Annotated in this window: 10 protein-coding genes; 2 read left to right on the forward strand and 8 right to left on the reverse strand. The window is 46.6% G+C overall.

All coding sequences use genetic code 11. The features are described from left to right. Positions 1–443 precede the first annotated feature (443 nt). From QUA20_RS17375 to QUA20_RS17400, 6 genes are all read right to left on the reverse strand, one after another. The gene (locus QUA20_RS17375) at positions 444–1,562 is read right to left on the reverse strand and encodes a chemotaxis protein CheW (RefSeq protein ID WP_333190226.1); all 1,119 of its coding nucleotides are present in this window, start codon (positions 1,560–1,562) and stop codon (positions 444–446) included. Positions 1,563–1,679: 117 nt separating this feature from the next. After that, entirely contained in the window at positions 1,680–3,341 is a 1,662-nt protein-coding gene (locus QUA20_RS17380) for a CheR family methyltransferase (RefSeq protein WP_333190228.1), read from the reverse strand. A 330-nt stretch (positions 3,342–3,671) separates the two neighbouring features. After that, positions 3,672–5,438, reverse strand: coding sequence for a R3H domain-containing nucleic acid-binding protein (locus tag QUA20_RS17385; RefSeq protein ID WP_333190230.1), 1,767 nt, complete (start codon positions 5,436–5,438; stop codon positions 3,672–3,674). Positions 5,439–5,567: 129 nt separating this feature from the next. Then, on the reverse strand, positions 5,568–6,719 hold the full coding sequence (ldpA, locus tag QUA20_RS17390; RefSeq protein WP_333190232.1) for a circadian clock protein LdpA: 1,152 nt from the start codon (positions 6,717–6,719) through the stop codon (positions 5,568–5,570). Between the two features lie 425 nt (positions 6,720–7,144). Further along, positions 7,145–8,467 carry a four-carbon acid sugar kinase family protein gene (locus tag QUA20_RS17395; protein WP_333190233.1) on the reverse strand — a complete coding sequence of 441 codons (1,323 nt, stop codon included), beginning with the start codon at positions 8,465–8,467 and terminating at the stop codon, positions 7,145–7,147. 205 nt (positions 8,468–8,672) lie between these two features. Beyond that, positions 8,673–9,323: a hypothetical protein gene (locus tag QUA20_RS17400; protein ID WP_333190235.1), complete on the reverse strand. Its 651-nt coding sequence runs from the start codon at positions 9,321–9,323 to the stop codon at positions 8,673–8,675. Positions 9,324–9,419: 96 nt separating this feature from the next. Here QUA20_RS17400 and QUA20_RS17405 point away from each other — a divergent pair, with 96 nt between their 5' ends. Then, a complete protein-coding gene (locus tag QUA20_RS17405; protein WP_333190237.1) occupies positions 9,420–10,592 on the forward strand; it encodes an IscS subfamily cysteine desulfurase in 1,173 nt (390 codons plus the stop codon). A gap of 133 nt (positions 10,593–10,725) precedes the next feature. Here QUA20_RS17405 and QUA20_RS17410 read toward each other — a convergent pair whose 3' ends face one another. Together QUA20_RS17410 and QUA20_RS17415 are read right to left on the reverse strand one after the other, a co-directional pair. Then, positions 10,726–11,730, reverse strand: coding sequence for a glycosyltransferase family 2 protein (locus QUA20_RS17410; RefSeq protein WP_333190239.1), 1,005 nt, complete (start codon positions 11,728–11,730; stop codon positions 10,726–10,728). A gap of 52 nt (positions 11,731–11,782) precedes the next feature. Continuing rightward, positions 11,783–12,514, reverse strand: coding sequence for a C40 family peptidase (locus tag QUA20_RS17415; protein WP_333190240.1), 732 nt, complete (start codon positions 12,512–12,514; stop codon positions 11,783–11,785). 95 nt (positions 12,515–12,609) lie between these two features. Between QUA20_RS17415 and QUA20_RS17420 the strand changes: the two genes are divergently transcribed. Next, a complete protein-coding gene (locus QUA20_RS17420) occupies positions 12,610–13,548 on the forward strand; it encodes a serine hydrolase (RefSeq protein WP_333190242.1) in 939 nt (312 codons plus the stop codon). Positions 13,549–13,573: the final 25 nt, after the last annotated feature.

Raw genomic sequence — 13,573 nt, forward strand, 5'->3', positions numbered from 1 at the left:
AGTGGTTGGGAGTCCCGCGTTGGCAAAAAAAATTAATCGGCGAGTTCTAGGATCGAGGCGGTACAGTGACATTAGAAAATAGTATCATAGCAAATTCTGTTCTATTACCGTCTTTTCTTTAGCTTTGGGCTGCGTGGACATCGTTTGTGCAGCGCGACCCTGATTCGCGGGTAAAATCATGTCCCTCTAAATACTTGTCGGCAGCGCGGCGGTTGCAACAACAGAGAAAAACAGTCTCAGATAAGAACGATTGCTTCACTTCACTGCGTTGCGTTTCGCTACGCGACATCAAACGCAATGACAGATTGTAAGTAATTTGTCGGCTGTGATATAAAATATTGTTTTAAACTGATCTTTTGCACCATTTTGAGCAAAGCCTAACATGGTATAACATTGGTTCTATGGGCGGAAGTTTAAAAACGGATTTAGGATAACATTTTTTTTCAAACCTCCTCATCAACAACAACTCCCCCTTTTGTCAGCAGTTTACGCAAGTTGAGAACAGCGATAATTTTTTCTTCATAAAAAGCAGTACCCCGAAGATATTCGCGGTTAGCCGAATTTAGTGCAGCGGGAATAGTCGCAAGCTCTGCCACATTCAAATATATAATATCTAAGATTTCGTCAACAGCTATACCAACGACCAAATCTTCAATTTCAACAACGATCGCCTTAGATAGAAATTTTGTATCCGCCGACATATTTAAAACATTCCGAATATCCACTAGCGTCAGAATCTCGCCGCGCAAATTCATATTTCCAATAATGCGATCGGGAGTACAAGGAACCGGAGTTACTTGGTTAATCTGAGTAAATTCGCGCACTACCTTTAGATTAATACCAAAGTATTCGCCGTTCAAAACAACCACAACCAACGACAGATTAATTTCCGCAGAATTTTCGCGATCGCCCAATAGCCTCAAATTGTCAGCTCGCTCTCGAAAAATCGCTTTTTCTTCCGGCGTAGCATCCGGACAAAAAACCTGAGGCTGGCTCAAAACTTTAGCATCTGCCGCTAACAATTTTGGCTCTATTTCTAACGGCAAATTTGTGCCATCTACCTTGCCTGCTGCCGCCCAAGAGCCTGCACCGCTTGCAAAAACTGGCATTTCTGGCTCTGTTTTCTCGGGAGAAGATCGAATTAAGCGATCGAGATTGAGCAGCATGATAATATCGCCTTCACAGCGGGCAAATCCAGCTAAAAAACGATGCGACGCCCCTGCCTTGTCTCCCCCGTAAGATAGCTGCGGAGTTATTGCCTCTTGGGGGATATACTTAACTTCGCTAACTTCATTGACAATGATGGCAACTCGAAATCCTTGCCATTCTATGACGATCGCGCTATCTGTCAAACAATATTTTTGCCAGAGATATCCCAAACGGAGATTCAGATCCATCACGGGCAGAATTTCGCCCCTGAGATCGATCGCCCCGACAATAGCTTGAGGCGCTTCGGCGATGGGTGTAAGCTCCGGCAGAAAGAAAATTTCCCGAACGCAGCCGACTTCTACACCGTAGAGCAAACCGTTCTGTTTAAATATAAGATACGGCTTAGTTTCCATATTTTCCCTGAGACTTTATTTACTAGGACTTGCGAAAAAAAAACCCATTTCTACGATCGTATTGGGTGGGGCAGCGAGGCATCTACAAAGAAACCTGGTTTTTAGCTTCTCCCGGCGTCACTTTTGTTGGCTGTACAATTTTACCAATTTTTTTTTAACATCCATCAATACTTGACTCGCTGTCATTTTTCCCTCCGGCTCGATCGGAGTATTTGGCGGTAGTTTTTGGAGAAGATCGCAAGATGAGTTGTACATTTTAATAGCTATATTTAGCTTACCTTCTTTATTGTATATATTCCCCATTTCTAGATAAGCTGAAACAAAATACGGGCCAAGATAAATAGTTTTTCTCAAAAAAATTTTAGCTGTTTCCAAGTCGCCCTGTTCTTCCGCAATGTGAGCTTGCAAATAATAAGGAAATACTGACATAGCATCTGCTTTGCTAGCTAGCTTGCAGTGTTCGAGCGCCTGAGAATACTTACCTAAATTTGCATAAATTATCGCCAATAAATAATCTGCATCAAAAGTATGAGATTGAATAGATAATGCCTGTTTTGCCTTGTAAATCGCCTCTGTATAATTTTTATTTTTTAAGCATTTTTTTGCGTCTAAAACTAGCATTAAATAAGTTTTTTGCGCTTGTTTTTCTTCTACAATAGGATGTAAAAATGCCTCATCCTTACGCGCCAAACCTCCCTCCACATAGGGAGTTCCCAGCGTATTTACCAACCCTGTATCTGCTGTTAACAGCGACCCGATATCCCCAAGATTGCCGTTAGCAACACTAGCTAGCAGGATTCGCCTCGGTAGCAACTGACCGCTGTCGCCGTCAACTCCTCCTTCCTTTCCCGATTCCCCAAACGCCGATTTTGCCTTGAATGCTGATGCAATCAAAGGCTCTATTTTACCTAGTTCTTCCCCTAGGACATTCTTGGCTTGATAAACAACCGACTCCGGGAAAACCTTTGGTTGAAAATCGTGCATCACATGATTGTGAACTTCAGCGTGACCAGTCATTAAATATCCTCCAGGTCTCAGCGTCTTGGCAAACTTTCTCAAGACCTGTGAAATATATCGATCTTCAAAATAAACAAAAACATTTCTGCACAGGATCAAATCCATGTTATTAATATCTGTGTAAATTTTAGGAAAATTATCTGTTACTAAATTTACACAGCTAAAGCTAACTAATTTGCGCAAATTCCGGTCGATTTTCCAATCGATTTTCAGCCTCTCGAAATACCGCCTTTGCAGTTCCGGGTCAACCAAGCGAAACGACCAAAGGCTGTAAATTCCTCGCTGCGCTTTTTCTATTACTTCTTGATTGATATCTGTACCTAAAACTAAAATATCCCATTTTTCCCAATCAGGAATTAGCTGTTTTAAAATAATAACTAAAGAATAAGGTTCTTCACCTGTCGAGCAGCCTGCACTCCAGACTCGCAGTGTTGGCTTAATTCCCAATGTCTCGTGCAATTTTATTTTACGAGCTATCAATTCAGGGAAAATAACTTTTTCCAGCAGCGAAAACTGTCCTTTGTCCCGCATGAAATAACTTTCGTTGGTTGTCAGCAGCAACGCGAGTTCTTGCCATTCGCTTTGACTTTCCAGACTCGGATCGGCTAACATTTGATAATACTTCTCTGGAAAGGGTATTTTTACAGCTTTCATCCGAGTCAAAAGTTTTTGAGAGAAAGCCGATCGATCTTGCGGGCGAATTTGTAAACCCGTGTGCGCCGCAATTAATTGAATAAATAAGTTAATTTGTGCATCATTCATATCAACCCTGCTAAATGTGTTGAGATATAATCTGCTATTATCTGGAATTGGTAATGGGGGATTGGCTAGGCATTTGAGCCGATCGCACTTACAAAAAAGATACCTACGTAAATAATATCATGTCCGGTCGATCGACCCCACGATTCGGGTCGGGGCGAGTAGACGCTTAGCTGCTGCCCCTTTTAAAGATCGGGCGCGAACCCTCCCAACAAAAATTATCGTCAATTTAGCGGGCACGATCTCAAAGACAAAAGGTAGAAAACAGAAGCCAGGAAAAAATTCGGCCGTTTGCCTTCTACCTTCTGCTTTCAAAGGCACCAATCTCCAACTTTAAGCTGGATAAATGCGCAGGCGGCGATTGGGTTCTTCCCCAAAACTGTGGGATTTCAGGTGATAGTGTTCCACAAGTTCGTGCTGCATTTTGCGGACGTTGGGAGAACGGGGCAGGAGTTCCACCGGCTGTCCCTTCGGAATGACAATTTGCTCGACTGCCAAGCGGGTTTCTTCGAGAGCTTCGAGCTCGTCAGAAGAACCGCTGCGGGCGAATAAGGCGAGGTCTGCCACTTCCGGGGTGCCCGGGTCATCCATGTCCAACAGGCGCCGCAAAGCTCTCGCTACGTGGGGAATAGTGCCGGCCTTAATTGTGTGCAGGGGAACTTGGCGAGTTTTGGCCAAGTGCCTCAATTTTGACTGGTTCCGAACGTTCGATCGCAAAGCCAAAACCACGTCAGCACTCTCAATATCCTTCGTCAGCAGCACCGGCAGGTTCAGCGTCGAAATCACCTGTTCGAGCTGGTGGCGAGCTATGCCGTAAGGATAAACGTGGAGGGGCAAATCTTCGCCGTTAGGGCCGACATTATGGGAATAGCGTCCGGGCTTAGGTACCGGCTCGACGGATAGGGATTCTTCGAGCAGTTGCTCGAAATACCGAGTCTCAGAAACCGGCGCGCTTTTAACAGCCAAGTTCTCGCTGGGAGCGGGCATCGGCACCATTTTGCCAGCACTCCGCCACCCAGAGATCGGTGTGACCGGCCGGATGGCCGATACCGCAGCCGGGCCGCTCGAAGCTGTTATCCCTGGAAACCGGGCGGGCGGAGCGGCCGACTCGCGCTCGATAATTACCTCTCCAGTCTCGCTGACGCTTCTGATTTGCTGGTTCGGTTCGCGTCCCCGCAGCAGAGTGTCGATCGAATCTGCAACTCGCTCGTGGATTACCCAGCGCTGGCGTTCCAGCATTTCAACGGCAATTTCAAAAGTGGGCGGTGCTTTGCGCTCCAAAACCGTCTTTTGAGAACCGCGGCGCCTTGCTTCGTCATCTCCCAGCGTCACCGCTTGGATGCCCCCAATTAAATCTGCCAGAGTCGGGTTTTTCATCAAGTTTTCGAGCCGGTTCCCGTGGGCGGTACCGACCAACTGCACGCCCCTTTCGGCGATCGTCCGAGCCGCCAAAGCTTCGAGTTCCGTGCCGATTTCATCAATCACGATCACTTCCGGCATATGGTTTTCCACTGCTTCGATCATGACTTGGTGCTGGAGTTCGGGACGGGAAACTTGCATTCTGCGAGCTCTGCCGATCGCCGGGTGCGGGATATCTCCATCTCCGGCGATTTCGTTGGAGGTGTCGATAATTACCACCCGTTTTTCCAAGTCATCGGCGAGCACGCGGGCAATTTCTCGCAGGGCCGTGGTTTTGCCCACTCCAGGGCGGCCGAGCATCAAAATTGACTGACCGGTTTCCACCAAATCGCGGATAATGCCGATCGTCCCAAACACAGCGCGGCCCACCCTCAAAGTCAAGCCGATAATCTCGCCGCTGCGGTTGCGAAGGGCGCTAATTCGGTGCAGGGTTTGCTCGATACCGGCTCGATTGTCGCCGCCGAAGTGGCCGACTCGCTCGATGCAATAGTTGAGGTGTGCCTTGGAAATCGGTGTTTGGGAAAGAGGTTCGGCCAAGGATGGAAAACGAGCTTCTGGTTGGCGGCCCAAATCCATAACAATCTCAATGAGATTGTTGCGCTGCGGGTGCTGCTCTAAAGGCTGCCGGATCTCATCTGGCACGATGTCTAATAATCTGTTGAGGTCGTCTGTAATCTGCATTCGCCTCGATGTGTTCGGTGACGTTTTCAACTTTTTAGTCAGTTGTCAGTTAACAGTTGTCAGTTGTCAGTTGCCAGTTGCCAGTTGTTTTTTACTTGTAACTAATGACTACTGACTAATGACTACTGACTAAAATTCTTTGAGCTGGGAAACTAGAGAACGAGCTAAACTCACGGCCTCCGAGAGAAGTTCTGGGACGGCTTCGAGCTGAGGTAGCCGAGATGTTTGAACTCCGGCTGCTGGCCGCGCGACTGCCACCGGAACCGCACAGGCTCGATCGGTCTGCATTGTTTCTAATTGTTCTAAAATTGGCGACAGCAAAACCCTGGCATAGCTGCCGTAAGCTACACCTGCAATGTACGGGACAGGGGGAACTGACAAATTTTTCCCGCCATCCAACAGCAGTCCGCCGGCTCTCAGCTTGCTGACAGTGTGAGCATTAGTGCCGCCTGCAAGTTGCACGTATCCCGGCAACTGGGCCGCCAAAACTTTTTGACCGAGTTTGACCGCGGCTCTAGTAGTTCCTGTTCCGATATCTCCGCTCATCGGCCTACCGTCGGTTTGCCAAATTAGGGGACAAGGAAGGGGGGAAATTATTTGATAGAGTGTCCGCAAATAATCAATCAAACCGTCTCCATCGGGGCAACTAATTGCTATTACCTTGAGTTGATCGACCCAGGGAGCTATGCTCGACCAAAGTCGCCCAAAATCTGCCTCTCTGCCTACTTGCGTGTGGATTTCTAGGGCGTCCGCACCGGATTGCAAGATTAAAGGTGCGATCGCGGCGGGAGCAGACACGTAAGAACGAGTATAAATTAGTTGGCTCGGACAAATCGGCAGACAGCGACCGCAGCCATAGCACTGCTGGTCTATCACCCCGGAAAAACCACTGCCAGCACTCTGAAAAACGATTGCTTCGGCTGGACATATTTTTTCGCACGGCCGCCAGCAGTCCGCCGGACAATCGGCTGGGTTGAATTCGGCTTTGCGAAAATGCGGGTCTTCCCCATCATTTAAACTCACCATCAGCAACGGCAACCCTTTGCCGCCAAACCTGCGGTTGTGAGTTCTTGCCTGTAATTCGCTGGCCACTTGTAGGGCTTCTTTCGCTGCGGTGACGGCGGCGGGATCTGCCGCGACATCGATACAGTCAGCGCCTGCTAAGGTGTAAGCCAAGGTGAGATTCCGTACAGCAGGCAGGTGTTGAAAGCTCGCCCCACAGATCAGCTTGAACCAATGGCCACTTTTTAATGAGTTTAGGGGATGATAATGTTCTGTCACCCTTATATGCTAATCCTTTCAGCTAAAAATTACGAGGTGCAAATTTCTACTTAATTTTAAAATTTAGGCGGGTACAAGCTGGAAACGCTACTGATAGCAGTAGCTCTGGTGCTATTGGCTCTATATGTAGAGTTCTGCCTTAATTTTTTTTCCTAAATTTGATTTTTTTGAGAACGGCTGCTGAGGGGCGATTGGGAGATTGGGCGAGCGGCTTGAGTTACACACAGACTTTAAACTATATCATAGTATGGTGATTTAGGCAAGGAAAAAGTAGGCTAGAGATTTTTTTTGAAGTTGCCGTGCAGTGGCAATTGCCATAAAGTTCGATCGACCTTTGAAACCAATCGACCAACCGCAGATGAACATTCTCATCCCTGACTAGAAGCTAAATTCATCTGGGTTAATCTGCGATTCAAGGAGCTATACTACTTGCTCAGCCGCTTGTAAACCGTAGCCAAAGCATGGCTATCGCCCACATTTCCCGGAAACAAAACAACTGGCAAATTGGGAAACAGAGGATGATTAGCCTCGGTTTTCACCACCGAACAACCTGCGATAATTTGACCGATTTGCCTGACACTTTTCAGCGACAAACCTGTACTCAAAACATCATTGGAAGTAATGCCGCCCTTGCTAATCAAAAACCCGATATCTGCCGGCAGTCCCCGCACGATATCCATCAATAAAGCAGAAACCGCCTCTCCAAATTTTAACCGGACTTCCGCATTTTCAAATTCGAGTTCCTTGCGGCTGGTATAAATTACAGGCGTTTTGCCATCGGCATGAGCAGTGCGGACTTTTTCGAGAATTTCATCGAGCATTTGGGTGCGATACTCGGGTGAATCTTCTAACAAGTGAGATACATCTATTTCAATGCTAACTATATTGGGTTCTTTTAACAAGCGATCCAATTGTTCCGTAGTTTTCTTAACGTGGGAACCAACTATTACTGCACCCGGTTTGCCATCCCTCACATATTTTGCCATTTCGTCGGCTGCTACTGGCTGCGGGCCGAGGTTAGCTAGGGATGTTAAAATACTCGCCGCGCTGCGGAATAAAAACTTTTTGCCTTGACTGACTGCATTGAGAATGTGTTTGGCAAATGTGTCTAAATCGCCTTGGCTTTGCCCGTCAACAACCGCACATTGGTTGTCTGTCATGTCCATCAGTCGATCTAAACTTCCGTAGCGAATGTCTGCGAGTAAAATGCGATCGACTGCATCAGCAGGGATGCGACCTTTGGTTTTTTCTTCTACATAGTCTGGCAGGTAACTGTGACTGTACCCGAAGACTGAATCTTTGGCAAATTCGGTTTCGTGTACTGGTGTCGGGACGCTGTTAACTATTAGGTAGTGCACGCTGTGGCGGGTAATTCTGCCTCCTTCAAAAAAGGCGGGAATTAGAAAATGGGCGTCGAAGGGGCCGAGTTCTTCGGCGATCGCGTCGGTTTCGATGGGATAGTGACCGCGCAGGGTAGAATCGGAACGGCTAACTATTAGGAAGTCTTCGATTTTTTCGCTGGCGATCGCCCTTTTTAGATTTTGGCACACTTCGCGGGTGACGGAGGCTGCTTTTTCTGGAGTTAGCGATCGAGTATTTGTCAGTATAAAGAAAATCGGGCACTTGTCCCGCAGCCCCAAACGCAGGGTGTCTTCGTCCCAACGTGTCAGCAGCAAGCAACTGTGCACGGTTTGAGAACCAGTCGGATCGTCGTCGAGAACTATAATCTTGGGTTTAACAGAAGACATAATGACCTGGTTGTTAACATCACTTTTCCAAGATATCCTTACCTGTTACGTAACAGGTAAAAATTTACAATAGTTATGATATTTTTTTAACTATTCTCATAACTCCTAATTTGGATAATGTGTTTGAGTTCGATCGGTTCATTAAGGTGCGCGTTGCTACAAAATAAGGTGCGCCGAGGCGCATCCTACTAATATTTTCCTTTTTTTAATTAGCACCGTTTCGATCTTGCAACTTTTTCATTTCTGCTTGAACTCCCACGGCTACCTGCAAAGCTTCGTTGAGCAATCGCCCTTGCTCGCTGGCTCGATCGCTAATTTGCAGGGCATTCAAACTTTTCAAATTATTGGCAAACAATTCGGAGTTAGTATCGACAAATTTTTTGTTTTCCCTGAGAATTCTCTCGGTTTTCAAAGCTCGAACTAAATCGTCTCTGATTAGCTGCAAGGCTTCAATAACTTTTGCTCTATCGCCGATTTTGACTTCCGCATTGCCAGCATCTTCTATCCGATCGTTAATGGCGATCGCTTCGATTATACCATTATAGCGATCGACATCATCAAAAAGATTGATTAAATGTTGGTTTTGCCGGCTGCACTGAATTTTCCACGCATCCTCAAAGATTAAACCGACGATCGCAGCGAAGTGGAGGGCGAACCACAACAAATAAGCTCTAGGAAATATCGCAACTAGCAGCCAACAACTGATGAGAACCAAAACAATTAAACCGACTGTTTTCAAAGCTTCGCGGGCAAACTTAGTTGCTGTCGGCGGCCGGTATACGCGATCGGGCCCGGCCCCTGTGAGGTGCTTGAGCTCACCAACAGTAATTTCTAATCCCTGAATGTCAGCTCGCATAAATCTTCACAAATATTTGTTAATTATAAAGTTTTGTAGTAGAACAAGGGGCTCGTCTACAATAAACCTAACACTTTTTTCAACCAAAACTGCACTATGTCCGCACGTCCTATATACCTCGACAACCACGCCACAACCCCCGTAGATCGACGGGTACTTGATGCGATGCTGCCGTATTTCACCGAACAATTCGGTAATGCAGCCAGTATCAACCACGTCTACGGCTGGGAAGCAGAAGCAGCGGTAAAACAGTCACGACAAATCATAGCAGAAGCGATCAATGCTTCTCCAGAAGAAATTGTTTTTACCAGCGGTGCAAGCGAAGCAAATAACTTAGCGATCAAAGGCATCGCCGAAGCTTATTTCAGTAAAGGAAAGCACATTATCACAGTAAAAACCGAACACAATGCAATTCTCGATCCCTGTACCTATTTGCAAAAATTGGGGTTTGACATTACTGTTTTACCCGTGAAAAGCGACGGGCTGATTGATATAGGCGATTTGATCAAAGCGATTCGGGCCGAGACAATTTTAGTTTCAGTGATGACGGCTAACAACGAAATTGGTGTCATCCAGCCGATCGCAGAAATTGCAGCAATTTGTCGCGGAAATGACATTCTTTTCCACACAGATGCGGCACAGGCGATCGGCAAAATTCCCCTCGACGTAGAGGAGATGAATATCGATCTAATGTCCTTGACAGCCCACAAAATCTACGGGCCAAAAGGGATCGGTGCTCTCTACGTCCGCCGCAACAAACCGAGAGTGCAGCTAGCGCCGCAAATGCACGGAGGAGGCCACGAACGGGGAATGCGATCGGGAACTCTCTACCCGCCGCAAATAGTTGGGTTTGCCAAAGCAGTAGAATTGGCAATTGCAGAAATGCAGTCGGAAACCGAACGAGTGGTTAATTTGCGGCAGCGTTTGTGGGAAAATTTGAGTGAATTGGGCGAGGTTTTTCTCAACGGTCACGCTACGAAGAGATTGCCGGGGAATCTCAATATTAGTGTAGCCGGGGTTGACGGTCAAGCGTTGATGTTGGGTTTGCAACCGGCGGCGGCAGTTTCTTCGGGCTCTGCTTGCACTTCGGCGAAAATATCTCCATCTCATGTTTTAGCAGCGATCGGGCGATCGGACAAATTAGCTTATGCTTCAATTCGGTTTGGTATTGGCCGGTTCAATACCGCAGCAGAAATAGATGCAGTTTCCCAACACGCGATCGCAACTATTACATCTCTCCGACAAGCACAAAAAGTCAATCAATTTTAGATTTTAGATTTTAGATTTTAGATGGGAGAATTGAACATTAGGAAGTAGTTTTGAGTTTTGAGTTTTAAATTATTTAACTTACAACTCAAAACTTTTCCTCTTTTTATGGCCGAGTATAATTGGGATCAACCCCTTACTTAGAACCAAATACCTCGCGCACCCGATAAATCGGTTTTCCCTGCGACTCGTGATAAGTCCGCATCATCACTTCCGCCAGCAAACCAAAACAAAATAACTGCACGCCCGTTAACAGCAAAACCACAGCCAAAATCAGCAAAGGACGATTGCCAATACTTTGACCAAAAGCCAATTTCAGGAAAGTCAAATAAATCCCTAAAACCGTTCCCAACGTCATAGAACTCAGTCCCAAAAGTCCAAAAACGTGCATCGGTCGAGTCAGGAACTTTTTCATAAAAGAAATAGTCAGCAAATCCATCAATACTCGAAAAGTCCGCCAAATTCCGTACTTACTTTGACCGAAACGGCGGGCGTGATGCCGTACCGGCAGTTCCGCAATTCTCGCCCCTTCAATAAACGCCAACGCTGGCAAAAAGCGGTGCAATTCCCCGTACAGATTCAAGTCTGCTACCAACTCGGATTTATAAGCTTTCAAAGAACAGCCGTAGTCGTGCAAAGTTACGCCTGTAACGCGACCAATTAACCAGTTCGCAATTTTAGAAGGAATCAACCTACTAATAGTATTATCCTGCCTATTTTTCCGCCAGCCGCTAACTAAATCGTAGCCTTCATCTAATTTTGCCAACAACAGCGGAATATCAGCCGGGTCATTTTGCAAATCGCCGTCTAGGGTAACAATAGCACGACCGCGAGCGCGATCGAAACCTGCCGACATGGCAGCAGTTTGCCCGTAATTGCGGCGCAAAATTACAGCACAAAGGTCATCGCGAGTGCTGGCTAACTCCTGGAGAAGTTCAGCAGAACCGTCCTTAGAACCGTCATCTACACAAATAATTTGATAGCTGAGTCCAGATGGTTGGATAGAAGAGGCGATCGCCTCAATTAAATGAGGCAAACTTTCCACCTCATTATACACCGGCACCACCACCGAAACGTCGAGAACAACCTCAGCCTCAGCTTGCTGTCTCGCCAATTTTTCCAAAAATAATGCAGCGTCCATTTTTTTATTCGATAATATCAACAGTCAACCCTCAACAGTCAACCCTCAACAACTAACTAGGTTGATAACTTGCCACAACTTTACCATATCCCCGCAATTGCTGGTAATAAGCTTGACTGACTCGATCGCCATCCTCCGACAAAACATCGATACCGATACCGTTGCGACCTGGTGATTTTCCAGAACTGTGAATGTAGCGACTATCTCCGAGATATAATCCTACATGAGTTGCTTTTTCTGGCGTACCAAAAAATACTAAGTCCCCCGCTTCTAAAGCACTGATACTAATAGATTTAGTAAAAGCTTCCTGCTGATAAGCATCCCTCGGCAACCAGATGCCTGCGGCCACAAAAGCCGCTTGCATCAAGCCAGAACAATCATAATTGGGCCCGACTGTACCGCCCCAAAGGTAATAATTGGATTGGTTCATAGCCTCACGAGCGAAAGTAATTACTCTTGGTAATTTTTCCTTGATTTGGGCCTCAGAAAGCACCAGAGGATGATACACTGTTTCTGTCGGATCGAGCAACTCAACATCTCGAATATCCAGCCATCCCGGATAATCATCTTCGCACAGCCGCACCATCACAGCCCTTGTATCCCCCTCAACAACCGAGTCTATGTCATTTCTCCCCCCCGACCTAACCTGGGGGGGGTCAACTACTCGCAAATGTCGCCCCAGCGCTGCTTGAGTTGCCAATCGATCGCACTTTGGGGAATCGTAAATATTTATGTGCGATCGCGCCCGGTACTCCTGAACATCAGATAATTGATAATTGGCCATTGCTAATTGCTCACTGTTTGCTGTTAATTGTTCGCATTTAACGATAGATTGCCATTAGCTGCTAGCCGTTAACCGTTAACCGTCAGCCATTAACCATGACATTTTTTCACAAAGACGAACAATTAGAAACCCTCGGCAGTAGCATTATAGACTCCGCATTGTCAGAATTTACAGGATTAAGTGGCGATCGTACAGCCATTACCTGGATAGTCTACGATCCGCCGGTGCGAGTCAATACAGGCGGCGCCCTGAGCCCAGAAGAATTTTGGAAATATCAACCGCGAGGTTTTAGCGCTAGAGCTTCCGAACGAATTTATCCAGCCAGCATCGTCAAATTATTCTACCTCGTTGCCATCTGGGAATGGGCGCAAAAAGGCATGATTCAAACATCGCCAGAATTAGAACGCGCCGTCCGAGATATGATAGTTGATTCCAGCAACGACGCCACCAGTTTAGTAGTAGACGCGCTCACCGGCACCACCAGCGGCCCAGAATTATCATCAGGCCCCTTTGAAACTTGGAAACAGCAGCGAAACATCGTCAACCGTTACTTTCAATCATTGGATTGGCCAGAATTAGAAAATATTAACGTCAATCAGAAAACCTGGTGTGAGGGCCCCTACGGTCGCGAGCGAGCAGTTCTGGGAGAATTAATGGAAAATAGAAATATGCTGACCACAAATGCAGCGGCGCGTTTGCTGCACACTATAATCGGCGGCGTAGCTGTTTCTGCCCAAGCATCGCAAGAAATGATGGGTTTAATGAAACGCAGTTTAGATCCAGCAGAATTAGAGGCAGATCCTGAAAATCAAGTTACAGGTTTTTTAGGTGGCGGATTGCCAGAATCAGCAAAATTGTGGTCAAAAGCGGGACTGACAAGTCAAGTTCGTCACGATGCTGCTTATATTGAAATATCGGGCTTGCGACCGTATTTGTTGGTTGTATTTACCGAAGGCAAAGATAATAGCAAGAATGAAGAGATTTTGCCTTTTATATCGCGGCAATTTGTCGAAGCGATGAAAGCACTGAATTAGACAGTTCTGGACGCAAAAACTGCTT

The organism is Microcoleus sp. Pol7_A1, from assembly GCF_036701085.1.
Classification (GTDB): Bacteria; Cyanobacteriota; Cyanobacteriia; order Cyanobacteriales; family Microcoleaceae; genus Microcoleus; species Microcoleus asticus.

Excerpts from the sequence above, each read along its gene's own strand:
- QUA20_RS17385 (WP_333190230.1), bottom strand. The coding sequence starts at position 5,438 with ATGCAGATTACAGACGACCTCAACAGATTATTAGACATCGTGCCAGAT.
- QUA20_RS17410 (WP_333190239.1), bottom strand. The coding sequence starts at position 11,730 with ATGGACGCTGCATTATTTTTGGAAAAATTGGCGAGACAGCAAGCTGAG.
- QUA20_RS17375 (WP_333190226.1), bottom strand. The coding sequence starts at position 1,562 with ATGGAAACTAAGCCGTATCTTATATTTAAACAGAACGGTTTGCTCTAC.
- QUA20_RS17395 (WP_333190233.1), bottom strand. The coding sequence starts at position 8,467 with ATGTCTTCTGTTAAACCCAAGATTATAGTTCTCGACGACGATCCGACT.
- QUA20_RS17420 (WP_333190242.1), top strand. The coding sequence starts at position 12,610 with ATGACATTTTTTCACAAAGACGAACAATTAGAAACCCTCGGCAGTAGC.
- QUA20_RS17415 (WP_333190240.1), bottom strand. The coding sequence starts at position 12,514 with ATGGCCAATTATCAATTATCTGATGTTCAGGAGTACCGGGCGCGATCG.
- QUA20_RS17405 (WP_333190237.1), top strand. The coding sequence starts at position 9,420 with ATGTCCGCACGTCCTATATACCTCGACAACCACGCCACAACCCCCGTA.
- QUA20_RS17400 (WP_333190235.1), bottom strand. The coding sequence starts at position 9,323 with ATGCGAGCTGACATTCAGGGATTAGAAATTACTGTTGGTGAGCTCAAG.
- QUA20_RS17380 (WP_333190228.1), bottom strand. The coding sequence starts at position 3,341 with ATGAATGATGCACAAATTAACTTATTTATTCAATTAATTGCGGCGCAC.